Raw genomic sequence first — 23,146 nt, 5'->3', positions numbered from 1 at the left:
CCACACTCACCCGCCAGCCCGGCCTCGCGCCGGGCTTTCTGGCATGCCCGAAAGCGAGACAGCACCCCATGAGCGAGCGACTGAAGCGCCTCATCGACGAGCAGAACCGCACCTGGCAGCGGATGCAGGAGATCCAGGACGCGGCCGAGTCCGAGGGCCGTGACCTCACGGCCGAGGAGCGCGGCAACTGGGACCAGGCGGAGGCCCGCCTGACCGAGGTGTCCGGCGACATCGACCGCATGAACAAGATGGCCGCCCTCGACAAGATCGACCGGTCGCAGATCGTCACCACGTCCGGCCCGACCGGGGAACCCCGCGGCACCGACGAGGACCAGGCCCACCGGTACAGCGAGGCGTTCGGCCTCTACCTGCGCGGCGGCATGGACCGCCTCACCGGCGAGCAGCGCGTCATGCTCATGGACCACCAGGTCGACCTGCGCGCGCAGGGCACCAACGTGGACACCACCGGCGGCTTCCTCGTCCCGGACGAGTTCCGCAACATCATGACCGAGACCATGAAGGCGTTCGGCGGTCTCCTCGGCCTGGCCGACGTCATCACGACCAGCACCGGTGCGGACCTGCCGTGGCCGACGAACGACGACACCGGCAACGAGGGCGAGATCCTCGGCGAGAACCAGCCTGCCGGCGAGCAGGACCTGATCCTCGGCGGCCGCAAGCTGAAGGCGACCACGTTCAGCTCCAAGCAGGTGAAGGTCGCGCTCCAGCTGCTCCAGGACAGCGCGTTCAACCTGGACTCCTGGGTGCCGAAGAAGCTCGGTGAGCGCATCGGCCGCCGCGCGGCCCGGTCCTGGATCACCGGCACGGGCGTTGACCAGCCCGAGGGCCTCACCACCAACGGCGCCGTCGGCAAGCAGGGCGCGAGCGGCCAGACCACCGCGGTCATCTACGACGACCTGGTCGACCTGGAGCACTCCGTCGATTCCGCGTACCGCGGCAACGCCCGGTACCTGATGAACGACGCCACGCTCAAGGTCATCCGCAAGCTCAAGGACTCCCAGGGCCGGCCGCTGTGGGTGCCGATCCCGGCCCCCGGCTTCCCGTCCACCATCAACGGGTTCGAGTTCACTCTCGACAACTCCATGCCGACCCCGGCCGCCAACGCGAAGACGATCGCGTTCGGTGACTTCAAGGCGGGCTACGTGATCCGCCAGGTCCAGGACGTGCAGACGATGCGCCTGGTCGAGCGGTACGCCGAGTACCTCCAGGTGGGCTTCCTCGGGTTCGCCCGCATGGACGGGATGATCCAGGACTCCTCGGCGATCCGCCTGTACCAGCACGCCGCCAGCTGACCCCACCCGACCGGCCCGGGGCCAGCACGGCCCCGGGCCCGGCATGACCTGAGAGGAGCGCGTCATGAGGGACGCGTACAACAACGTCACCCTGCGGGAGACCCTGGCGATCGCCACCCGCACCGCATCCGCGAACGGCACCGGCGTGGACCGGTCCACGAACGGCTCGATGTTCCAGGACGCGATGGTCGTGGTGCACACCGGTGTCATCACCGACGGCACCCACACCATCGACGTCCAGGAGTCGGACGACAACTCGACGTGGACCTCTGTGGCCGCGTCTGAGCTCCAGGGCGCGGAGCCGGTCATCGCTGCGGCCGACGACAACAAGGTCTTCGTGATCGGCTACAAGGGGCTGAAGCGCTACCTGCGGGTCGCGCTTACCGCGGCGGGTACGACGTCGGGCGGAACGCTCGGCGCGACGGTGCTCCTGGCGAACCCGCGGGTCGCGCCGGTGGTGCACGCCTGATGCCGAGCATCCGAATCCTGGAGGCAATCTCCGGCGCGGACTTCTCCTGGCAGCCGGGCGACCTGGTCGACCTGCCCGAAAAGCAGGCTGCGGTGTGGGCGGATGGGCATCGGGCGGAACGGGTCGAGGACCTCGGGCCTGCCGGCGGCGAGGGGCGGTGGCCCGAGGTTGCCCCGGTGGTCTTCACGGCCGACGGCGTGGAGCTGGCTGTGCTCGACGCCGTGCTGGTCGAAGCGGACCCGGACGGCACTCCCGACGGAATGCCGGCAGCTGGCCGCTGGTCCGTCACGGTGGTCTGGCCTGATGACGCTCCGCCCGTCGAGTCCGTGGCGTACGACCCCGACGAGCACGTGAGCCGCGAGGTGCTCGCGTACCTCGCGGACGTTGGCGAGGAGGAGGCGGTGCGGGTGCTCGACGTCGAGGCCGCGGGGCAGAACCGGGCGGGCATCGCGAAGGAGCGGGACACCGTCCTCACGCAGGCACGGGCGAACGACGAGGCGCGCGCCGCCGCCGATCAGGAGGACGCCGAGCTGGCTGCCGAGGCGTCGCACGGCGGCGACCTGCGCGACGGCATCGAGACCCGGTAGGAGGGGCGAGGGTGCCGTACGACCTCGGCGCGACAGCGCGCCTGACCGCTGAGTGCCGAGACCCGGGCGGCACCCTCACTACCGCCGCCACGGCGGTACTCACCGTCGGACTCCCCGACGGCACGAGCACATCACCGGCTGTCGAGGAGACAGCCACCGGCCAGTACCAGGCCGACTACCCCACGGCGCAGGCAGGGCGGCACACCGTCCGCTGGCTCTTCACCGGTCCTGGCGCCGCGTACACCGACTCGTTCGACGTTCGAGATGCAGTTCCTCCGTCGATCCTGTCGCTGTCCGACGCTATGGACCACCTCAACAAGAGGAGCTCAGCGGATCGGGATGAGGTGCGGTTCTGGGTCGAGGCAACGACGCGGGCCGTGGAGTGGTTCGTCGGTCCGGTCGTTGTCCGTACGGTCACCGAGGTTCACCCGGTGCGCCTGGTCGAGGCCCTGGCCCTGCGCCAGGTCCCCGCCCTGGCGCTGACCTCGGTGGCCTCGGTGCTGTCCGGTGGCACGTCGTATGAGGTCGCTGACCTCGACCTCGACGAGTCGACCGGCATCGTGCGGCTGCGCGCTGGCGGCTGCTTCACCGGGCCGCTGCGGGTTACGTACGAGGCGGGGCGCCGCGTCATCGACGCGAACATCACCGCGGCCGCCCGGATCATCCTTCAACACCTGTGGAGAACTCAGCAGGGGCCCGGCCGGCCACAGCTCGGCACGAGTGACTTCGACGTCACCGAGCCGATCCCGGGCCTGGGTTACGCGGTTCCGAACCGGGCTGTGCAGCTGCTCAACCCGGACCAGCTTCCCCCGGGGATGGCGTGATGGCGACCTCCGCAGTACCCGGTGCGATCGCTGCTCTGCTGGCCGTCCTCCGGGCAGCCCCGGCCCTGGCCGAGGTGAACGTCATCGACGGGCCCCCGGTCGGCGACATGTCCGACGAGGACCTGCTCGCGGTCGGCTGGTCCCCCGATGGGGACACCGCGGCCGAGACCGTGCAGGACTTCGCGGACGCGGGCGCGCGGCGGCGCGATGAGGACTTCACGATCGCGGGCTGGATCGATACCTGGTCCGGCGACTCCGACGTGAGCGTCTGCCGGCTGCGGGCCTTCGAGCTCCTGGCCGTCGTCGAGGACGCGATCCGCGCGACCGGGCCCAACCCGGACGCCCCGACGCTCAACGGCGCGGTGCAGTGGGCGCACCTCACCCGCGGCGTGCTCCACCAGTCCAACACCGACCAGGGCATTCGCGCGGGCCTCGCCTTCACGGTGACCTGCCGAGCCCGCATCTGACCATCCCCACATGAGGAGTTACGCCATGGCGCGAGTGCGCTACATCGGCGCCGAGCCGGTCACCGTGCCGGAGCTCGGCAGCCGCGTCATCCAGCCGGACGAGGTCGTTCAGGTCCCTGACGACCGCTTCGAGGGCTACGTCTGCCAGCCCCAGGTGTGGGAGGGAGTCGAGGAGCCCAAGGTCTCCGAGGCCCCGGCGCCTGGGCTGAAGAAGATCAGCGCGGCGAAGGCCGCCGACACCACGAAGGGGGCCTGACATGGCGATCGGATCCGGGCTCGGCGCACAGGTCGGCATCGCGGCCGAGACCACGTACGGCACCTACGTGGCGCCCAGCAAGTTCGTGGAGTTCACGAAGGAGTCCCTCCAGCTGAAGAAGGTGACGGCGCAGTCCGCAGGGATCGCGGCCGGGCGCCTGATGCCGCTGTCGTCCCGGCGGGTAGTCACCCAGCGCTCGGCGGCCGGCAGCCTGGAGATGGAGGTCACCAACAAGGCGATGGGCGTCCTGTTTCAGAGCTTGATGGGTACGACGGTGACGCCGGTGCAGCAGGCCGCCACGTCGGCGTACCTGCAGACTCACCTCCTGGCCGACGTCGCGGGCAAGTCGCTCACCCTGCAGAAGGGCCTCCCGCTCACGACCGGCGTCGTGACGCGGAAGAACTTCCTGGGCTGCAAGGTGATCTCGGCTGAGTTCTCGTGCGAGGTCGGCGGCATGCTGACCGTCTCGTTCGAGCTCGACTGCAAGGACGTCGAGGAGACGTCCGTGCTGGCGGTCGCCACGTACCCGGCAATGTCGCCGTTCCACTTCGGGCAGATGGCGGTGAAAACCGGCACCCTCGCCTCGGAGGTGGCACGCGACGGCATCCGCAAGGTCTCCGTGAAGATCGAGCGCCCGCAGGCCACCGAGCGCTACTACGCCGGAGCGTCCGGGCTGAAAGCCGAGCCCATCACCAACGACCAGGTGAAGATCACCGGCAGCCTCGAAGGTGACTACGTCGACACCGTTCTCGATGACCTGCACACCAGCGACGGCGGCATGTCGTTCGTCTGGGATTTCACCGGCCCGCTGATCGCCGCCGCCAACCCCGAGCGGTTCACGATCAAGGTTCCGGTCATCAAGTTGGATGACGCGCCGCCGACGGTCGAGGGCTTCGACCTGGTCAAGCCCAGCTTCAACTTCACCGGGCTGTCCAACGGCACCAACGTCCCGTCGATCGAGTACATGTCCACGGACGTCACGCTCTGATCTGGAGGTGGCCCGATGGCTGTCTCCTCCGTACGGATCCTCGGCACCGGCCAGCTCCTGGAGCTGCAACGCAGGCTCAGGGCGGCCGGTGGCGAGTCCATCCGCAGCAGCATGCAGCGCCGTATCCGGCGCGCGGCCGAGCCCCTGCGCGACGACCTCCAGTCCACGATCCGCAGCCTGCCGATCCGCTCGGCCGGTCGCGGGTCCGGGAGCCGCGGCGGTCCGTCGCCGACCACCAGGCCGCTCCGCGCAACGCTCGCCGACGCCATCCGGATCAGCGTCCGGACGGCTGGCAACCCCGGCGCCCGGGTGTACGTCGACAAGGGCCGTCTTCCGCCTGACCTGCGGAACATGCCGCAGGTGATCAACGAAGGCCGGATCCGGCACCCCGTGTTCGGGAACCGCCGCCGCTGGGCTACCCAGACCGCAACCCCCCTGTGGTGGGACAAGACCGTCCGTCACCACACACCCCGCATGACCGCCGAGGTGACGCGCGTCCTGGACGACGTACGTCGCCGCCTTGAGTAGGGAACCCCACCATGATCATCGTCTACACCCCTGCCGACGGGGAGCCCGAGCAGTACGACGCCCGGACCCTGCTGTCGTCCGAGGCCGCCATCGTCGGCCGCACCATCGACCAGAAGTGGCCGGCCATCAAGGAAGGGCTGACCCGCGACGACCTCGACGCGATGCGCGGGGTCGTGTGGGTCCTGCGGAAGCGCCACGCTCCGACCCTGCGCTTCGCCGAGTTCGACCCGGGCGTCGAGGAGCTGACCACCCGCTACGACAAGACGGAGATCGAGGAGTGGGTGAACAACGGGTTCGCCTACCGGGCCACCGATCCGACCGTGACGATCGAGCAGGTCGTCCTGGCGCTCGCCGAGGTGCCAGAGTCTGCAGCTGACCCGGAGCACGCACGGGCCTACATCGAGCGGTGCCGGGTCGAGGCGGTCGAGGCAGAGGCCGGGGGAAAAGACCAGTCCCAGGTGGAGGAAGCGCCGGCGCCGATGGAGTCCGCACCCGAGCAGACGACCTCTGCGACGCGGACATCCGCGCCCTCCGAGCCCAGTACCTCGGGCTCTTCGCTCATCTCCTCCACCTCGGGCCCCGCGACGTCGACCAGCTGATCGTCGACGACTTCTACGCGCTCGTCGTCTGGATGGACGCCCACCAGCAGGCACAACAATCCGGAGGTGAGTGATGGCGTCCCAGCGGCTGACTTTTGTTCTCGATGGCCGTGACGGTCTGACTCCGGTGATGCGGCGCGCCGGTGAGTCGAGCGAGGATTTCCGCCGCCGTCTTCAGCGGGTGACGGGCGGTGCCAGTTCCGACTTGCAGGCGTTCACTCGGGACGCGGATGGTCGGCTGCGGGACCTCCGCGGCCGCTTCCTCACGACGTCGGATGCGGCCCGGCTCAATGGCCTCACGATCACTGGGGCCCGCCGCAGCACTGCGGACTGGTCGGCAGTCGCAGACCGGGCGTCTGGTGTGGGCGAGAAGCTTGCGGCTTCGCTCATGAGCCTGGCCCCCGCAGCGATCCCAGCCGCCGCGTCCCTGGCGCCGCTCGCCGCCGGAGCTGGTGCGGTGGCGGTCGCGGCGCTCGCCTTCACGGGCGCGCTGGTCCCTCAGATTTCCGCGTTGTCGAAGGCGGGCGAGGCGCAGCAGAAGTACGAGGACGCGGTCAGCAAGAGCGGCCGTACGTCCGAGGCCGCGATCACGGCACAGCTGGCGTACCAGCGGGTGATGGCGGACCTGCCGCCGGAGACTCGCGAGGCCGCGGTTGCGCTCGGGCTACTGAAGGATGCCAGCAAGGAGTGGTCGGACTCGCTCGCGGGCGACACGATGCCCGCGTTCACCAAGGGGTTGGCCCTGGCCAACAACCTGCTGCCGAAGACCAAGGGCCTGGTCAAGGGCACGGGCGCTGAACTCGACCGGATGATGACGGTCCTCGGCGGCGCCATGGAGTCTCCCGGGTTCGACCGCTTGAACTCCCGGTTCACAACGTTCGCGAACGGCACGCTGCGCAAGGTCGACAACCAGCTGATTCACCTGATGCGGACGATGGACACCGGCGAGGTCGGCGGCAACCTGGGCGAGTTCATGGACTACGCCCGCGCGCAGGGCCCCGTGGTGGCCGACACGCTGGGCAACGTGGGCGAGGCGCTGGGCAACATCCTCGTCGGAGCCTCCGGTGTTGGCGTCAGCATGCTCGACATCGTCAACGGGCTGTCCGGCATTGCGTCCGCTGTACCGTCCGAGGCGATCAGCACCATCCTCCAGCTGGTCGTCGCCATCAAGCTGGCCAAGCTCGCAGCGGCCGGGATGGCTGCGGGCCGTGCCGCGATGGCTGCGTTCACGGCGGAGATCGTGGCGATGCGGGCTGCGGCAGCAGCAGCTCCGAGCCGTCTGGCTGGGGTGACTGCGGGGATCGGCGCGATGTCGCGCGGTGCCCGACTGGCTGCGGCCGGCGCCGGAATCGGTCTGCTGGTCATCGGGCTGATGGAACTACAGAAGATGGGCCAGAAGGCTCCGCCTGACATCGACAAGATGTCGGCCAGCCTGGGCCGGTTCGCTGAGAACGGCCAAGTCGCTGGTGAGGCGGCGCGCGTTTTCGGTAAGGACCTGAACGGTCTGATGGCCAGCCTCAGTGTCATGGGGGCGAAAGACGCTGACGAGTTTTTCGAGCGGTTCGACAAGAACCCGGTCGGGTTCAAGGAGGCGAAGAAGAACGTCGAGGCGCTCGACAAGTCGCTGGCCAGCCTGGTGGCTGGCGGTAAGGCCGACCTCGCAGCGGCTGCGTTGGACCGCATCAAGGGTCAGATGGGCGAGGCTGGGTTCGCCACGTCCGGTCTGCGGAACAAGCTGACGGAGTACAAGGAAGCCCTCGCTGACAAGGCGTTCGAGGAGCAGCTCGCTGCTCAGTCGCTGGGGCTGTTCGGTGCGCAGTCGCAGCAGGTGCAGCAGAAGCTGGACGCCCAGAAGGCCAGCGCGGATGGGCTGCGGCAGAGCATCAGCGCGCTGAACGAGTCCCACCGGCAGGGACTCGGCGGCATGATCGGGTTCGAGGCGGCGATCGACGCCGCAGCGAAGGCCGCCCGCGACAACGCCGGCGCGCTCGACATGTCCGGCGGCAAGCTCAACCTCAACTCGGAGAAGGCCAGGAATGCGGCCACCGCGCTGAACGACCTCGCCGCGAAGACGGACGAGGCGGCGGCGCAGGCCCGGGAGTCTGGGGCGTCGTGGTCCACGGTCAACGGCATCTACGACCAGGGCCGGGAGAAGCTGCTCGCGTCGGCCGACGTCATGGGGCTGAACACCACCCAGGCCCGGCAGCTGGCGGACCAGATCCTGAAAACCCCGGACAAGACGGCCAGGCTCCGGGGCAACCTGGAGGACCTGGCGGCGAAGCTCGCGGACGCGAAGCGCCGGCTGGCCGCGGCGCCATCGTCGAAAACGGCGCGCATCCGGGGCGAGATCTCCGACCTCAAGGCGAAGATCGCGCAGGCGAAGTACGACCTCTCCTCCCTACGCAACAAGACCGTCAGCGTCATGATCCAGTACCGGACGCAGAACTCTGGTGCGTCCGACTTCGCCAAGAGCATCGGGGGTTACGCCTCGGGCGGTAAGCCCCGGCCCGGCGAGCTCGCGTGGGTCGGTGAGCAGGGCCCCGAGCTGATGAGGTTCGGCGGGGGCGGTACGGAGATCTACTCGCACGGCGACAGCATGGCGATGGTCTCGGACGCGGCGAAGGCCGGCCGGGATGCGGGGATGGGGCTTCGGCAGGGCATGGCCGTATCGACCGGTGAGGTCGAGGCGGGCGGTCACGCCATTGGTGCCGCTGTGGTCCGGGGCATCGAGGACGAGCTGGAGATCGCGTCGCCGTCGAAGAGGACGACGAAGAGCGGTCAGCAGGCGGGCAAGGGTGTAGCGAAGGGGCTGAAGAAGACCAAGGCCGAGGTCGCTGCGGAGGCGAAGCGCATCGCCGCCCTGGCGGCCGCTGCCGGCACGGATCTGATCAAGGGGCTCACGGGCTCGACGTCGCAGATCACGTCTACGGTGAAGTCGTTGACGGCGAAGATCTGGGCGGCGTGGCAGGGCAAGAAGTCCACCAAGGACTCGGCCCTGGTGAAGTTGTTGAACGCGGACAACGTGAAGTTGCAGAAGCTGGCGAAGCAGCGGGATGCCCTCGCGTCGAAGATCGCGGCGGCGAAGAAGTACGCCGGCGACTTGACGGCCAGCGCCCGGCAGGGCGCGTCGCTCGGCCAGCTCGGCCTCGACGACGAGCAGGTGACGGCCAGCAGCATCAAGGCCGGGCTCACCGCCAAGCTCGCGAAGATCAAAACGTTCACCAACTACATCGGGATCTTGGCGAAGCGTGGGCTGTCGAAGTCGCTGATCAGGCAGATCCTCGATATGGGGCCGGAGGCGGGATACGCGTATGCCTCTGCTCTGGCCGGTGCATCGAGCACGACGCTGAAGAGCATCAACGCCACCCAGTCGTCGATCGACAAGGCCACGACGACGCTGGGCCGGAACGGCGCGGACCTCCTGTACGACTCCGGGAAGAACGCGGGGAAGGGGTTCCTCGCCGGGTTGGAGTCGCAGCAGGACGCGATCGAGGCGCAGATGCTGAAGATCGCGAAGGGGATGCAGAAGGCGATCCGCAAGGCTCTCGGCATCAAGAGCCCGAGCCGGGTCATGGCGGTCCCCGGCAGGCAGTCCACCGAGGGCCTGGCCGTCGGCATGGTCGAGGGGCTGCCCGCGATCGACAGGGCGATCGCCGCGGTCACCGGACGAATTGCCGGTACGCGCCCCGTCCTTGGCCGGCCTGCCGTGCACGGCGCGGGCGGCGGTTCGTCGATCACGGTCAACGTGGATGCGCGTGGCGCTATGGATCCGGTCGCGGTTGGCCGGGAAGTGGAGCGAATCATGGTTCGGTTTGGTCGGTCGCAGGGCCTGGCTGTGGCGGTGAATCGCTGATGCCGTTGCTGGTGGAGATGGGGTGGGGCGGCCGAGTCCAGGAGCCGTGGAACATCGTGTGGACCGACATCACCCGCAGGGTGGACCAGGTCCAGGGGGTGCGGATCGACCGGGGTGCGTCGGACGAACTGTCGGAGACACAGCCCGGGTCGGCCACCATGCGGCTGGACAATCTCGACGGTGCGCTTACCCCCGGGAATCCGGACTCTCCGTACGCGCCGCATGTGCGGCGCAACGCACCGATCCGCATCAGCCAGGTGGTCATGCCGGCCCGGTCCGGATCGGCCCCGTACCCGCTGGCCATGCTGACGGATACGTTCGATGACGGGACGTTGGACTCGTCTCTGTGGACGGCGTCGGGTGGCTCGGCCGAGGTCAATGGTCGACTACGCCAGCCTGTCGCCTCCGGTGCGGTAGCACGCCTGACATCGGCGCGGTCATGGGTACTGGCTGGGTCGCAGTCCACGGTGAAACTGGTGACGGTTCCGGCGGGCGGCGGATCGTCGTCCATGTCGGTCAACTGGTACCTGAACTCCAACACTGTGGGCACCCGGATGCGGTGGTCGTACAACGGGCTCACCAATCAACTGCGCCCCACCTCAGAAACGGCTGGTGTCGACGCTGGAGGGCTGTGGTTCGACTACAGCCCGAGCGAGCACGCGTGGCTACGAATTCGGGAGTCATCGGGGACGGTGTACTTCGAGACGTCGGGTGACGGATGGGATTGGGCGGTGCAGCGCACCGTCACCACACCGGCCTGGGTCGGCACTGAGCAGGTACAGATGGATTTCGTCGCGACGCGCACGGGCGGTACGGCGGACGTCATCGAGTGGGATCTCCTCGGCGGCGTAGTGCGGCCCCGCTTCTGGGGTGTGGTCAATGAGTGGCCGGTCCAATGGGAAGGGATGCTCAGCTACGTCAGCATCTCCGCGACGGACTTGTTCAAGCGGATCAACAGGTTGCCGATCCTGCGGTCGATGGCGACGCACGAGATCCTCCTCGACAGCCCGCAGGCGTTCTACCCGCTGACCGAGGCTGAGGCGAGCAGCGCGGGGAACCTTGCGGCTACCGCCCGGCCGGCCCTCGTGGTCACGCAGGTCGGAGCGGGCGGCACCCTTGAACTCGGCGCTGCGGATGGACCACCCGCGACTGGTGAGCGGGTCCCGCTGTTTACCCCCGTCTCGGCGACGGCAGGGAAATACCTGTCCGTTGACCTCGTGGCGACTATCCCTCCGAGCGAGCCGGGCCACGGCGGCGGGAGCGGCGACACCCTCTACGAGTGCTGGTTCCAGACCAGCACCCAGGGCCGCGTCCTGCTCTCGGTCCTCGATGGCGAGCCGCTCGCATTCGAGAACTCGCTCGCGTTCAGCCTGGAGGCCGGCACCGGCAAGCTCAAGCTGACCTCGATCGTCAACAACGTGACGACCACATCGGTGGCTACCACGCCGAACCTTGCGGACGGGTCCTGGCATCACCTGGTCTACAGCAACCTGCCCGCCGTACAGACGGCGTGGGTCGACGGTGTGTCCTACGCCCTGGCGTCCGGCGCAACGGTGGACGTGCGGCTGCTGCACGTCGGCAGCTACAAGGGCACCGGGTTGTGGGCGGGTTCCGTGGCCCACGTGGCGATCTACGCCGACACTGGGGACGGGCCGTTCGGTTACGAGCTGGTCGAACACTACGGAGCTGGAGCCACCGGGTACGAGGGCGAGCTCGCCTGGGACCGTATCCCGCGCCTGGCCTCGTACGCGGGCGTCACGTCCGTGACTGTGTGGGGGAGCCTGCACGATCCCCTCGCTGGGCAGGGCCCGGCTGGCACAGCCGTGATGGCGCGGCTGCGGGAGGTCGAGTCCTCGGAGTCGGCGAGGTTGTTCGCCGAGCGGGACTACTACGGCCTCAGCTACCAGTCGCGTGACCTGCGGTACAACCCGTCAACGGCGGCAGAGACGTTCACGGTCTCGTACGCCGACTTGGAGACCGGGGATGTGCAGCTGGCTGACGACGATCAGAAGCTCTGCAACCAGGTGGAGGGGTCGCGGCCGGGCGGCGCGGTGCAGCTGGTCTCGGACACCGCGAGCATCGACGAGAACGGGGTGTACGGGAAGCAGCTCAACCTGATCAAAGCCTCGGACAACTCGGTGCTGGATGCGGCCAGCTGGATCGTGTCCCGGTACGCCGACCCCGGGCCCGAGCTGCGCGAGGTACCCATCGAGGCCGCCACCATGGGTCGTGCCTTCCTCGACATCCTCGACGCCGACATCAGCAACTACTTCACGGTGTACGACCTGCCGGCACAGAGCAGCGCCTCGGAGATCCGCTGCACCGTCGAGGGCTACAGCGAGACGCTCAAGGAGAACAGCCACCTGATCCAGTTCCGCACGAGCGCGTCCAGCCGCGACTCGGTCTGGATCCTCGACGACCCGATCTACTCGGTCCTCGGTTCCACCACTCGACTCGCCTACTGAAGGAGATCTCGTGACGGACATCCCTGTTGTTCGCGCCGAGGCGTACTACTTGCCGCCGCCGCCCSGCCGCGGCCAGACCCCGGCGGACTGGTCCCAGATCCCCGGGGCCGAACTCGTCTACCACTGGCTCAACTACCGCATGGGGAGACGCACCCCGATTCCCACGGAGTTCGTCCCGGACGCGGCCCCGGTCTACGCGCGCATCAACCAGAACCGGTGGTTGGGCGACTGCCCGGACTGCGGCAACGCGTGCATCGTGTCCCTGGTCGACCCGCGGTTCGGGTGCACCGAATGCCTGCGCGACTGGGTCGTCCTCATCGTGCCGGCCGACTACGAGGCGATCGAGGCGGAGATGGTCGCGATCCCGCAGACGTACCTGCGGAACTGGTGGTCGCTCGACGACCCGGCCAATCCGCATCCGCCGCCGGCCACCCCGGTCGAGGGAGGGCCGCCCAAGCGATGACGTTCTCACCCCGCACATGGTCCGTCGGCGAGACGGCGACCGCGGCCCAGTTCAACACGGAGATCCGCGACCAGATCTTGTCGCTGGGCTGGGTCTCGTACACCCCGACACTGACCGGCGTCACCCTCGGCAACGGCAGCGTCAGCGGCGAGTACAACCAGCAGGGCGACGAGGTCGGCGTGTCGCTTCTCCTCAACTTCGGGTCATCGACCGTGGTCACCGGAGTACTCGGCTTCAGCTTTCCGGTGGCGCCGCGGAACAACAACATGAGGTGGACCGGGGAGGCGCTGATCAACCCGCCCGGAACGTTCCGCCACGGCAAGAGCTGGCTGTATCACAACAGCACGAGCATCGCGGTCGGTGCTGTCGATCCGGTGGGGGGTGGAGTAGGCACGTTCGCCGCGGCCGGGATCACGATGGCGTCTACCGGGTGGGTCTGCGCGAACATCCGCTACCGCTCCGCCTGAACCAGCGCCATCTGACCGACCCCGTTCTTTCCGCCCCGCGCCGATCCGGCCCGGGGCTTCGTCATGTCTGGAGACACCCATGCAGCCATCACCTGGACGCATCGTTCTGTACACGCTCACCGAGCACGAGGCCGCTGCCATCAACCGCCAGCGCCGGAACTACCACGAGAGCAAGAGCGCCCACGAGAGCACCGGTTTGGTCGGCCACGTCGGCAACCACGCTGCGGCGGGCGACGTCTACCCCGCCATCATCGTCCGCGTGTGGGACGAGAGCACGGTCACGTGCAACCTCCGCGTGCTCCTGGACGGCGCGGACACCCACTGGGCCACCTCATGCGAGCAGGACGAGGACGGCCACCGCGGCGGATCCTGGCACTGGCCGGAGCGCGTCTGATGGCCGGCACCGCCGCCGATGTGGCGCGCGTCGCCAAGGGCGAGACCGGCTACCACGAAGGCAAGTCCGCCGGCCACTGGAACAACAAGCAGAAGTACAGCGGCAGCGTCCCGGGGCTGGAGTGGTCCGACTACCAGGCATGGTGTGCGACGTTCGTCAGCTGGGTGTTCCAGACGGCTGGACTGGCGAAGGGGTCTTACCCGGTGACCGCGTCGTGCGCGACGGCGACCAACTGGTGGAAGCAGCGGGGCCGGTGGTCGGAGTACCCGGCGATCGGCGCGCAGGTGCTGTTCGGCCCCGGCGGCGGATCGCACACCGGGATCGTCATCGCCTACGACAGCGACACGATCACGACGATCGAGGGCAACACGAACGTCTCCGGGTCGGCCGAGGGCGATGGCGTGTACCGCAAGACCCGCCAGCGGCGCGACTCGTACGTGCACGGCTACGGCTACCCCGACTACCCCGGCGGGATCCGATCCGCCGACCCCACCTGGAAGAACCCCGACCCCCCGTCCGAGGAGGACAACATGCCGACACCGCTCGAAGTCTGGGGCTACCACGGGAAGCTCAACGGCAAGCCCGACCCGCGCGACGCCTACGCCTACCTGCGCGACACCGAGGCCGCGGTGAAGAAGCTCGACGGCCGGATTGCCGCGCTGGCGAAGCAGCCGCTCACGGCCGACCAGGTCGCCGCGATCGCGATGGCGGTCGCGTCTCACCCCGCGCTGGCGACCGCCATCGCGAACACCCTCGCCACCCGGCTGAAGGACTGATTGATCATGCTGACTCTCGCCTTCTGGCGCGCGACGTCTGAGCGCGCCGTACGTACCGCTGCGCAGACGCTCGTCGCGGCGCTCGGGCTGGACACCCTCGGGGTGCTGAACGCGAACTGGGGTGATGGCCTATCGCTGGCTGGGGGCGCCGCGGTCCTGGCCGTGCTCACCGCCCTGGCGACGTCGGGCGGGGCGGAGGGGCCGGGCCTCACCGAGACCGTGCGGGTCCGGGAGTGATGCCGGCGGAGCCGCCTGCTGGTACCTCTGTGGCGGTTGAGCTGGAGCGGATGCGCGGGACCTTCGATAAGGGGCTGACGCAGCTCGACGGGAAGTTGGACGTCCTGGTCGAGCGGAACATGCACACCGGCGAGAGGTTGCTCGCGGCGGAGACCGCGGCCACCGCGCTCGCCGTCCGGGTGACGGCGCTGGAGCGTCGGGTGTGGACGGCGTCCGGGATCGCGGCCGCGCTCGGCTCCGGCGGGGCATTCCTCGCCACCCTCCTCGGCGGATAGACGTGCCCCCTGCTCCGGCTGCGGCCGGGGCAGGGGGCACCTTCGTGCGTTCGCAGGCTATCCGCGGCGGGCTGCTCCAGCTGGCCAGATCACGTCAACCGTCAGGCCCGCCTCCTGGGCCTGCACCACAGTGTCCGCCGTGCCTCCGCCCTTGCCGGACGGGGGCGTTCCGTCCCACACGGCGACGAGGCGATCGGCACGGCGCAGGAGCTCGTCGTTCGCCGCCTCGTAGGCCGCTCGATTCGCAGTCTCGTGCGGCAGCGTTACGACGTCCTCGGCTGTCTCCACCAGGTGGTCGAAGACGGCCGCATGCTCAGGCTTCACCTTCGCGGCGCGGTAGTCCTGGGAGGGGATCACAGCGATTAGGCGGCCACCGATCGCGGTGACTTCCTCCGCGAAGAGGCTGTCGGCCCCGGCCGCGATGCACGAGACCCCGGTCAGGTCTTCGCTGTACTTGGAGAGCAGCTCGCGCAGCGCGGCGCGTACCAGGGGCACACTCTCGTCGGTCAGGTCCATGTGCCCGGTCACGGCAAGTGTCGTCATGCGCGCTCCTCAGCTCGACAGCAGGTCGCGGATACTATCCCGCGCCTCGCGCACCGGGCGCGAGGCGCTGTGTCCCACGGTGTAGGGGTACAGCTGCCCGAGCTGCGTACGGACACGCCCCGACTGTGTGCCTCGCGCGGCCTGCACGGCGAGGGTTGTTTCGGCAGCGGCCGCCCTGATGTCGCCGGCAAGAAACTGGCATTCCGCCAGGCCGATGCGGTCGAGCGCGTGGGAGCGCCCAGCCTCGGGGCCGCGGTGCGCGAGGGCGGTCCGGATCTCGTCGGCCGCCTTGGTGGCGTGCTGGCGCGGGTCGGTGCGGGCGAGGTCGAGGAGCCGTCCCCCGGTGACGCCTGCGAGTTCTGCTTCGTCGAAGTAGGCGATCCAGTACGGCTCGTCGCCATCCTCGCCCGCTGCGGCGAGGTCCTCGGCCGCCTTGGTGGTGGCCCGGTGAAATCCGGCGACGCGCCCTTGGGCGGCGTAGGCCCAGGCTTCGCGGGTGTGAAGCATGGCTCGGGCCCGGGGGCCGATCACGTCGCGGGCGCCTTCCTGGGCAAGGTGGATCAGCTGGAGCGCGTCGTCCGGCCGGTCGCGGTAGAGCATCTGCCGGGCCATTCCGGCCAGGACGTTGGCCCCGAAGACGACGTCGCCTCCGGCGTGGGCGGCGCGGAGGGCGAGGCGGTAGTAGTCCTGGGCTCGCCGGTGCAGTCCGGAGTCCCACGCCATGGTCGCGGCGGTGCCGGCCAGTTGCGCCATGACGCGGTACAGCCGGGCGGCGACGGCCGGGGCCTGGTGGTCATCGAGGGCACCGGAGACTTCGGCAAGCTGGCCGAGGACTGCTTTCCTTCGGAGGCCGCCGCCGTATTGGTGGTCCCACTGGCGGAAGGCCCGCGCGGTGGTTTCCAGTTCCGCGACTTCGCGCATGCCGAGTCGGCCTGGCCGGCGTTGTCCTGGGACGGTGGCGGCCGGGACGAGCCAGCCTTCGAGGCTGTCGAGGAGGGCGGCGCCGGTTACCGCGGCGCCAGCGAGGGCGCGGGTAAGGGCCCTGCGGTCCATCACGAGATCACTCCTGGTGAGGTGGGTGGCCAGGTCCACGGTGGCGTCGGGCCGCCACGGGATCTCGTCTGCGTCTGGCCGGTCACCTGGAGCGTCTGGCTGGTCCTGCTGTGCTGGGTCGTGTGCGCCCTCCCAGGGGCGTGGTGCGAGCCCGAGCAGGCTGCCGGGAATGCGGAGGCCGTCGGCGATCCGGCAGACGACCTCGAAGCTGGTGACGCGCTGGGACCCGTTGATGATCGTGGACACCTTGCCGGGGGTGAGTTGGCAGGCGGACGCGATGCGGTTCTGGGAGAGGCCGCCCCACTTCTTGATCAGGGTGAAGACGGCGGCGAAGTCGTGCTCGATGAGCGCTGCCCGGACGTCTGCTCTGTCGAGCACGTCGGGGCTGAGCAGGCCGGGGGTGGTGGCATCCATGGGCTGACTTCCGTCGCGATCCTATGCACACGCAGGCGCCTTGCTGGAGGAGCAACGAGTGTATTACCGCTTCGGTAACCCCCGCTGGTCATCCCGCAGTTACCGCCGCAGGACGACGCTATTGAAGCGATGACAACCGACGGCAGGGGCAACCCATGACAATGACGCTCAAGGTGTACGAGGTCGACCGGCAGGGCCTGACACGCGTCCTGCGCCCGGAGGTCGAGGTCGTGCCCGTGGAGACCGTGGATGAGACGTCCGCCTTCCCTGACTGCGAGTGCTCGCAGTGCGTCCGCCCGCCGAAGTGAGCGCCCTACCTCGCCCGCTTCCAGCGCCGGGCGAGCTCACCTGGGATCAGTCCGCTGGCCGCGCCTGCATCTGGTGCCGCCGCCCGCTCACCTCCGGCGCGGTCCGCGTCGGCATCATCCGCGACCAGCTCGGCGCCCACAACCTCGACACCGAGGTCTGGGCCGGACCCTGCTGCGCGAGCAGTACCCAATGACTCCCGTCCGTACCGGTGCACCCCGTCACCCCGGTGCGGACGGGCCCGCCCTCGGCCGAGGGCATCGCCCCACAACAGGAGGAAGCACATGACCATCGCGTTAGAGCATCCCGTGGGCACCACCGACCCGGCGACGCTCGTCGACCCCGCCATGATGGAGCGGCTCGCCGCCCGCATCACCAAGGACCACACCGACACCGATCTGCCCACGGCCCGTCGCATCATCGGTCAGACCGCGGCGTTCCTCGCCGCCAGCACGGCGCTGCCCAGCGTCGCACTGGCGCCGAGCAAGCCCGTCGATGTCGGCTGGCACACCTGGATCCTCCACACCGTCGACTACGCCGCGTTCTGCGACCGCATCGCCGGACGGTTCATCCACCACGTCCCTGCCCCTGAGGGCGAGAGCAGCGAGCACGGGCCCAAGGCGGAGCGCCAACGGACCCTCGACGCGCTGGCAGCCGCAGGATTCCGTATCGACCACGATCTGTGGCCCGAAGCCGCCAGGATGGGCGAGTGCTCCCAGTGCCACGCGGGTTGCACCGACAGCCCGAACGGCGGCAAGAAGTAGTAGCAGTTCCCCCGTAGCCGGCCGCCCGGGTTCGACACCGGGCGGTCGGCCTCATGAACGGAGCGGCATGACCGAGACCCAGGCCTGGGACACCTACTCGAAGCAGAAGCCGGAGCGCCGTCCCGCGAACGCGGCGGGCGAGACCACCTGGTTCAACTGGACCCAGTACCCCGACCATGGCCCCGGCGCCGAGCTCCTCGGCGTGGGTCCGGGAGCGTCCGTCCTCGACCTGGGCTGTGGCAAGGGTGGAAACCTCGCCCACATCACTGCCCTCGGCGCCCGCGGCGTGGGTGTCGACATCTCGCTCGCCCAGATCAAGGCCGCCGAAGCCCGCTGGTCCGACACCGGGATGGTTCTCCACCGCACGGACGCGACCCGGTTCCTCGAGGAAAGCGGCGAGCACTTCGACTCGGTGTTCTCGGTGTTCGGAGCCGCCTGGTTCACCGACCCGGCTGTGCTGCTGCCCGCCCTCCGTCGGCGCCTGCGACCGGGCGGGGTCTTCGCCTTCTCCCATCGCCCGCCGATCGAGGGCTGTTACGGGTGCCAGGCCTCGTACATCAACCGGTCCGAGGACGAGGACCCCCTCGTCGTGAAGCGCTGGGACTACGAGCCGGATCGCTGGGTGGAGATCCTCACCAAGCACGGCTTCACCGCAGCCACTGCCCGTCTCGTGCCAGCGCCGCCCGGCCGCCGCAAGATCGGCACCCTGATCGTCCGCGCCCACGGCTGACAGCCCCGTGTCGCGGGGAACGTCAAGCCCGCAGGAGATCGGAGAGCGGTTTGCCGAGGGCTGAGGCGAGGCGGAGCAGCATCGTGAGGCTGGGGTCGGACGCCGCGTACTCGATGCGGTGCACGGTCTTGTGGTCCATGCCGGCGAGCTCGGCGAGCTGTATCTGGGTGAGGCCTGCTTCGATGCGGGCTGCGCGCAGGGTTGTGCCGATCTGCTGGCGGAGGGGGAGTACCCAGTCCGGGGTTGGGTCGGCCGACACAACTTCAACGCTGATTCGATCATGATCGTAAGTCTTTACCTGGCCAGGGAAATTTGGCGATCATGGATACGTGCGGTCGGGTTGTGATGTGCGTCCGACATCGACCGCACCGGCTCGGCCATTTTTGGCCGGGCTGTCGCCGCCCCATCCCGTCTCGGGGTGGGGCGGTTTACTGTGTGCACCAAGACGCCCCCTGCCGACCTATTCGGCAGGGGGCGTCCCTGTTCCGCCTGGCTTGCCTCCCGAGCTCACCAGGCGGGCTCGTATGGGGTTGTGCGTCAGACGGCTTCGCATGAAGGGGGGCACCGTCTCCCCACCAGGCACTCTACGCACGGCCATCGCACTTCTACAGGGTGTAGACCGATGCTCACAGACTCGTGACAACGTGTGCGAGTGCGCCCTGCACGTACATTACGACCCTTGAACTGAATTCGATAGCCTGTTCGATATATGAGCTACGCCTGACCGCTCCCAGGAAGGGGCGGAAAAGAAGTTACGGGGCAGTAGCGGGGTACCAAGATCCACACATGTAGAAGGCCGGTAGATCCTGAGGATCTACCGGCCTTCTGACCTGGCGTTACGCCGCTGTGGGGCTAACAGGATTTGAACCTGTGGCCTCATCCTTATCAGGGATGCGCTCTAACCAACTGAGCTATAGCCCCGCCGCGCTTTTGTGTCGCGCTGACGTGAAGAAGATTAGCGCACGTCGGGGCCAGTCCCAAAATCGATACCCGTACCGCTACTCGTCCTCGGCCAGCGTGAGCTCGACTCCGCCCACGAAGCCCGCCGACAGGTTGTAGATGAACGAGCCCAGCGTCGCCAGCGCGGTCGCCAGCACCACGTCGATCACCGCGATGACCGAGGTGAAGATCAGCACGCGCGGCAGCGAGAGGAACGACTGCAGGTCGAAGCCGTTGCCCTCGTTGGAACCGGTCGCCTCGCTGATGGTGCCGCCGACGGTCTCGAAGACGCCCATGGCGTCCATGACCATCCACAGCACCGCGGAGGCGACCACCGTGCAGATGCCGAGCGCGATGGACAGCAGGAAGCTGACCTTCATCACCGACCACGGATCCGCCTTGGCCACCCTCAGACGCGCCTTGCGGGTGCGCGGAGTCGTCCGCGCGCCCGTGCGGGGTCTGCGGGCCGCCTGGGCCGCTCCCATGCCCGGTACGGCGCCCTGCTGGCCCCCGTGGGACCGGCCGCCGCCCTGGGTCCCGCCCGGAGGCGAGGGGTAGGCCTGCGGCGGGTGGTACGGGCCCGCCTGGCCCGGTGCGGGTTCCCGCTCACCGGGCAACGGCCCGGTCGCGTAACCCTCGTACTGGGGCTGAGGGCCCCGGGTATCCGTCACAGTGCCCCCTTGGGAGTCCGTGGCAGAGCCACGGGCACCGTTCCCGCCGGCTCCTGAAGCGGCCGAACCTGCGCCCGTGGCTCCACTCACGCTCTACTCCTCGTGCTCCCCGGTCGAGGACGTGTTGCCCTCGACTGTGCCGTCGTCCGTGCTCCCGGCAGTCGCGTCGGCCGTGGTGGCCTCCGCTGACACTGCCTCGGTCGTCCCGCCTTCGGCATCGGTGTCGACGTCTCCGTCGACCTCTTCGGCCTCGCGGCCTGCCTCGGCGTTGCGAGCGATGCCGACAACGGCGTCTCGCTTGCCCAGATTGATCAGTTGGACGCCCATGGTGTCACGGCCCGTCTCCCTGACTTCATTGACTCGCGTACGAATCACACCACCGCCGAGCGTGATGGCGAGGATCTCGTCCGTCTCCTCGACCACCAGCGCACCGACCAGCGAGCCCCGGTCCTCCACGATCTTGGCGGCCTTGATACCCAGGCCGCCGCGACCCTGGACGCGGTACTCGTCGACAGGGGTCCGCTTCGCGTACCCGCCGTCAGTGGCAGTGAACACGAAAGTACCGGGCCTGACGACATTCATCGAGAGCAGTTCGTCTCCCTCACGGAAACTCATGCCCTTGACACCCGAAGTGGCGCGGCCCATCGGGCGCAGCGCGTCGTCCGTAGCGGTGAACCTGATCGACTGGGCCTTCCTGCTGATGAGCAGCAGATCGTCCTCGGACGACACCAGCTCGGCGCCGATCAGCTCGTCGTCCGATCCGTCGGCCGTCTCGCGCAGGTTGATGGCGATGACGCCGCCGGAACGCGGCGAGTCGTAGTCCTTCAGCGCGGTCTTCTTCACCAGACCGCCCTTCGTGGCCAGGATCAGATACGGCGCCGCGTCGTAGTCGCGGATCGCCAGGATCTGCGCGATCTGCTCGTCCGGCTGGAAGGCCAGCAGGTTCGCCACGTGCTGACCGCGGGCGTCGCGGCCGGCGTCCGGGAGCTCGTAGGCCTTCGCCCGGTAGACGCGGCCCTTGTTGGTGAAGAACAGCAGCCAGTGGTGCGTCGTCGACACGAAGAAGTGGTCGACGATGTCGTCTTCCCTGAGCTTCGTGCCGCGCACGCCCTTGCCGCCGCGCTTCTGCGAGCGGTAGTCGTCCGTCTTCGTACGCTTCACATAGCCGCTGCGGGAGATCGTGACGACGATGTCCTCCTCGGCGATCAGGTCCTCGATGGACATGTCACCGTCGAAGGGCACCAGCTTGGAGCGACGGTCGTCGCCGAACTTCTCGACGATCGCCGCCAGCTCCTCGCTGACGATCTGCCGCTGCCGCTCCGGCGAGGCGAGGATCGCGTTGTACTCGTTGATCTTCGCCTGGAGCTCGTCGTGCTCGGCGGTGATCTTCTGGTGCTCCAGCGCGGCCAGCCGGCGCAGCTGCATCTCCAGGATCGCGTTCGCCTGGATGTCGTCGATCTCCAGGAGGCCCATCAGGCCCTCGCGCGCGATCTCCACGGTGTTGCTGCGCCGGATGAGGGCGATGACCTCGTCGATGGCGTCCAGGGCCTTGAGCAGGCCGCGCAGGATGTGCGCGCGCTCCTCGGCCTTGCGCAGCCGGAACCTCGTACGCCGGACGATGACCTCGATCTGGTGCGTCACCCAGTGGCGGATGAACGCGTCGATCGACAGGGTCCGTGGCACGCCGTCCACCAGCGCCAGCATGTTGGCGCCGAAGTTGGTCTGCAGATCGGTGTGCTTGTACAGGTTGTTCAGGACGACCTTGGCGACCGCGTCCCGCTTCAGCACGACGACCAGGCGCTGGCCGGTACGCGACGAGGTCTCGTCACGGACGTCCGCGATGCCGCCGACCTTGCCGTCCTTGACCAGGTCGGCGATCTTCTGCGCGAGGTTGTCGGGGTTGGTCTGGTACGGAAGCTCCGTCACGACCAGGCACTGGCGGTTCTGGATCTCCTCGACCGCCACGACCGCGCGCATCGTGATCGAGCCACGGCCCGTGCGGTACGCCTCCTCGATGCCCTTGCGGCCCACGACGAGCGCGCCCGTCGGGAAGTCCGGGCCCTTGATCCGCTCCAGGAGGGCGTCGAGCAGCTCCTCCTGGGACGCCTCCGGGTGCTCCAGGTACCACTGGGCGCCGGACGCGACCTCGCGCAGGTTGTGCGGAGGGATGTTGGTCGCCATGCCGACCGCGATGCCCGCCGAACCGTTGATCAGCAGGTTCGGGAAGCGCGCCGGCAGGACCACCGGCTCCTGGTTGCGGCCGTCGTAGTTGTCCTTGAAGTCGACGGTCTCCTCGTCGATGTCACGGACCATCTCCATGGACAGCGGCATCATCTTGCACTCGGTGTACCGCATGGCGGCGGCCGGGTCGTTGCCCGGGGAACCGAAGTTGCCGTTGGAGTCCACCAGCGGCATGCGCATCGACCAGTGCTGCGCCAGGCGCACCAGGGCGTCGTAGATGGAGGAGTCACCGTGCGGGTGGTACGTACCCATGACGTCACCGACGACGCGGGCGCACTTGTAGAAGCCCTTCTCGGGCCGGTAGCCACCGTCGTACATCGCGTACAGCACCCGGCGGTGGACGGGCTTGAGGCCGTCCCGCACGTCGGGCAGGGCACGCGACACGATGACGGACATCGCGTAGTCGAGGTAGGAGCGCTGCATCTCCGTCTCGAGCCCGACGGGCTCGACACGCATGCCCACGCCCTCGACGGGCGGGACCTCTTCGGGCGTCACGGGGGCAGGGGTGTTCTCGTCGGCCATTGCTG

25 protein-coding genes and 1 tRNA gene are annotated in these 23,146 nt (G+C 68.7%); 20 read left to right on the top strand and 6 right to left on the bottom strand.

Annotated elements, in window-relative coordinates; translation table 11 throughout:
* Positions 1-68: 68 nt before the first annotated feature.
* The 17 genes from EAO72_RS26395 to EAO72_RS26315 all read left to right on the top strand — a co-directional run bounded on the left by EAO72_RS26395 (position 69) and on the right by EAO72_RS26315 (position 14,958).
* The gene (locus EAO72_RS26395) at positions 69-1,310 is read left to right on the top strand and encodes a phage major capsid protein (protein WP_148019688.1); all 1,242 of its coding nucleotides are present in this window, start codon (positions 69-71) and stop codon (positions 1,308-1,310) included.
* Positions 1,311-1,374: 64 nt separating this feature from the next.
* Positions 1,375-1,779 (top strand): hypothetical protein, encoded by a 405-nt coding sequence (locus tag EAO72_RS26390; RefSeq protein WP_148019687.1) that lies wholly within the window; start codon positions 1,375-1,377, stop codon positions 1,777-1,779.
* Positions 1,779-2,366, top strand: coding sequence for a hypothetical protein (locus EAO72_RS26385; protein ID WP_148019686.1), 588 nt, complete (start codon positions 1,779-1,781; stop codon positions 2,364-2,366). Before EAO72_RS26390 ends, EAO72_RS26385 begins: the two co-directional genes overlap by 1 nt.
* An 11-nt stretch (positions 2,367-2,377) precedes the next feature.
* Entirely contained in the window at positions 2,378-3,190 is an 813-nt protein-coding gene (locus EAO72_RS26380) for a hypothetical protein (RefSeq protein ID WP_148019685.1), read from the top strand.
* Positions 3,190-3,657 (top strand): hypothetical protein, encoded by a 468-nt coding sequence (locus EAO72_RS26375; RefSeq protein ID WP_148019684.1) that lies wholly within the window; start codon positions 3,190-3,192, stop codon positions 3,655-3,657. Before EAO72_RS26380 ends, EAO72_RS26375 begins: the two co-directional genes overlap by 1 nt.
* A 25-nt stretch (positions 3,658-3,682) precedes the next feature.
* The gene (locus tag EAO72_RS26370) at positions 3,683-3,913 is read left to right on the top strand and encodes a hypothetical protein (protein ID WP_148019683.1); all 231 of its coding nucleotides are present in this window, start codon (positions 3,683-3,685) and stop codon (positions 3,911-3,913) included.
* A 1-nt stretch (position 3,914) separates the two neighbouring features.
* On the top strand, positions 3,915-4,901 hold the full coding sequence (locus tag EAO72_RS26365; protein ID WP_148019682.1) for a phage tail tube protein: 987 nt from the start codon (positions 3,915-3,917) through the stop codon (positions 4,899-4,901).
* 15 nt (positions 4,902-4,916) lie between these two features.
* A complete protein-coding gene (locus EAO72_RS26360) occupies positions 4,917-5,429 on the top strand; it encodes a hypothetical protein (RefSeq protein ID WP_148019681.1) in 513 nt (170 codons plus the stop codon).
* An 11-nt stretch (positions 5,430-5,440) separates the two neighbouring features.
* Positions 5,441-6,028, top strand: a complete 588-nt coding sequence (locus tag EAO72_RS26355; RefSeq protein ID WP_148019680.1) for a hypothetical protein — start codon at positions 5,441-5,443, stop codon at positions 6,026-6,028.
* A 73-nt stretch (positions 6,029-6,101) separates the two neighbouring features.
* On the top strand, positions 6,102-9,881 hold the full coding sequence (locus tag EAO72_RS26350; RefSeq protein ID WP_148019679.1) for a hypothetical protein: 3,780 nt from the start codon (positions 6,102-6,104) through the stop codon (positions 9,879-9,881).
* Complete coding sequence (locus EAO72_RS26345; protein ID WP_148019678.1) at positions 9,881-12,346, top strand: LamG domain-containing protein; 2,466 nt, start codon at positions 9,881-9,883, stop codon at positions 12,344-12,346. Before EAO72_RS26350 ends, EAO72_RS26345 begins: the two co-directional genes overlap by 1 nt.
* Positions 12,347-12,356: 10 nt before the next feature.
* On the top strand, positions 12,357-12,809 hold the full coding sequence (locus EAO72_RS26340; protein WP_148019677.1) for a hypothetical protein: 453 nt from the start codon (positions 12,357-12,359) through the stop codon (positions 12,807-12,809).
* The gene (locus tag EAO72_RS26335) at positions 12,806-13,276 is read left to right on the top strand and encodes a hypothetical protein (protein WP_148019676.1); all 471 of its coding nucleotides are present in this window, start codon (positions 12,806-12,808) and stop codon (positions 13,274-13,276) included. Before EAO72_RS26340 ends, EAO72_RS26335 begins: the two co-directional genes overlap by 4 nt.
* A gap of 79 nt (positions 13,277-13,355) precedes the next feature.
* On the top strand, positions 13,356-13,670 hold the full coding sequence (locus EAO72_RS26330) for a hypothetical protein (protein ID WP_148019675.1): 315 nt from the start codon (positions 13,356-13,358) through the stop codon (positions 13,668-13,670).
* Positions 13,670-14,446, top strand: a complete 777-nt coding sequence (locus EAO72_RS26325; RefSeq protein ID WP_148019674.1) for a CHAP domain-containing protein — start codon at positions 13,670-13,672, stop codon at positions 14,444-14,446. The genes EAO72_RS26330 and EAO72_RS26325 overlap by 1 nt, the downstream gene beginning before the upstream one ends.
* Positions 14,447-14,452: 6 nt before the next feature.
* Positions 14,453-14,683: a holin gene (locus EAO72_RS26320; RefSeq protein ID WP_148019673.1), complete on the top strand. Its 231-nt coding sequence runs from the start codon at positions 14,453-14,455 to the stop codon at positions 14,681-14,683.
* A 29-nt stretch (positions 14,684-14,712) separates the two neighbouring features.
* Positions 14,713-14,958 (top strand): hypothetical protein, encoded by a 246-nt coding sequence (locus tag EAO72_RS26315; RefSeq protein ID WP_261991641.1) that lies wholly within the window; start codon positions 14,713-14,715, stop codon positions 14,956-14,958.
* Positions 14,959-15,015: 57 nt separating this feature from the next.
* On the opposite strand, the gene EAO72_RS26310 is transcribed toward EAO72_RS26315, so the two are convergent.
* Together EAO72_RS26310 and EAO72_RS26305 are read right to left on the bottom strand one after the other, a co-directional pair.
* On the bottom strand, positions 15,016-15,501 hold the full coding sequence (locus EAO72_RS26310) for a hypothetical protein (protein WP_148019671.1): 486 nt from the start codon (positions 15,499-15,501) through the stop codon (positions 15,016-15,018).
* A gap of 9 nt (positions 15,502-15,510) precedes the next feature.
* Positions 15,511-16,968, bottom strand: a complete 1,458-nt coding sequence (locus tag EAO72_RS26305; RefSeq protein WP_148019670.1) for a helix-turn-helix domain-containing protein — start codon at positions 16,966-16,968, stop codon at positions 15,511-15,513.
* Positions 16,969-17,123: 155 nt separating this feature from the next.
* On the opposite strand from EAO72_RS26305, the gene EAO72_RS42195 reads away from it, so the two are divergent.
* From EAO72_RS42195 to EAO72_RS26295, 3 genes are all read left to right on the top strand, one after another.
* The gene (locus EAO72_RS42195; protein ID WP_187285219.1) at positions 17,124-17,276 is read left to right on the top strand and encodes a hypothetical protein; all 153 of its coding nucleotides are present in this window, start codon (positions 17,124-17,126) and stop codon (positions 17,274-17,276) included.
* A 282-nt stretch (positions 17,277-17,558) separates the two neighbouring features.
* Positions 17,559-18,038, top strand: a complete 480-nt coding sequence (locus EAO72_RS26300) for a glycine-rich domain-containing protein (RefSeq protein ID WP_148019669.1) — start codon at positions 17,559-17,561, stop codon at positions 18,036-18,038.
* A 67-nt stretch (positions 18,039-18,105) separates the two neighbouring features.
* The gene (locus EAO72_RS26295) at positions 18,106-18,768 is read left to right on the top strand and encodes a class I SAM-dependent methyltransferase (protein ID WP_148019668.1); all 663 of its coding nucleotides are present in this window, start codon (positions 18,106-18,108) and stop codon (positions 18,766-18,768) included.
* A 22-nt stretch (positions 18,769-18,790) separates the two neighbouring features.
* Here EAO72_RS26295 and EAO72_RS26290 read toward each other — a convergent pair whose 3' ends face one another.
* From EAO72_RS26290 to gyrA, 4 genes are all read right to left on the bottom strand, one after another.
* Positions 18,791-19,027 (bottom strand): helix-turn-helix transcriptional regulator, encoded by a 237-nt coding sequence (locus EAO72_RS26290; RefSeq protein ID WP_148019667.1) that lies wholly within the window; start codon positions 19,025-19,027, stop codon positions 18,791-18,793.
* A gap of 588 nt (positions 19,028-19,615) precedes the next feature.
* A tRNA-Ile gene (locus EAO72_RS26285) sits at positions 19,616-19,689 on the bottom strand.
* Between the two features lie 77 nt (positions 19,690-19,766).
* Entirely contained in the window at positions 19,767-20,378 is a 612-nt protein-coding gene (locus tag EAO72_RS26280) for a DUF3566 domain-containing protein (RefSeq protein ID WP_148019666.1), read from the bottom strand.
* Between the two features lie 93 nt (positions 20,379-20,471).
* Positions 20,472-23,141, bottom strand: coding sequence for a DNA gyrase subunit A (gyrA, locus tag EAO72_RS26275; protein ID WP_148019665.1), 2,670 nt, complete (start codon positions 23,139-23,141; stop codon positions 20,472-20,474).
* Positions 23,142-23,146 lie beyond the last annotated feature (5 nt).

The sequence above is a fragment of the Streptomyces sp. OR43 genome, from assembly GCF_008042275.1.
In the GTDB taxonomy this organism is placed as follows: domain Bacteria; phylum Actinomycetota; class Actinomycetes; order Streptomycetales; family Streptomycetaceae; genus Streptomyces.
The sequence above is the reverse complement of the archived record's forward strand: the minus strand, read 5'-3'. Positions and strand labels throughout refer to the sequence as shown.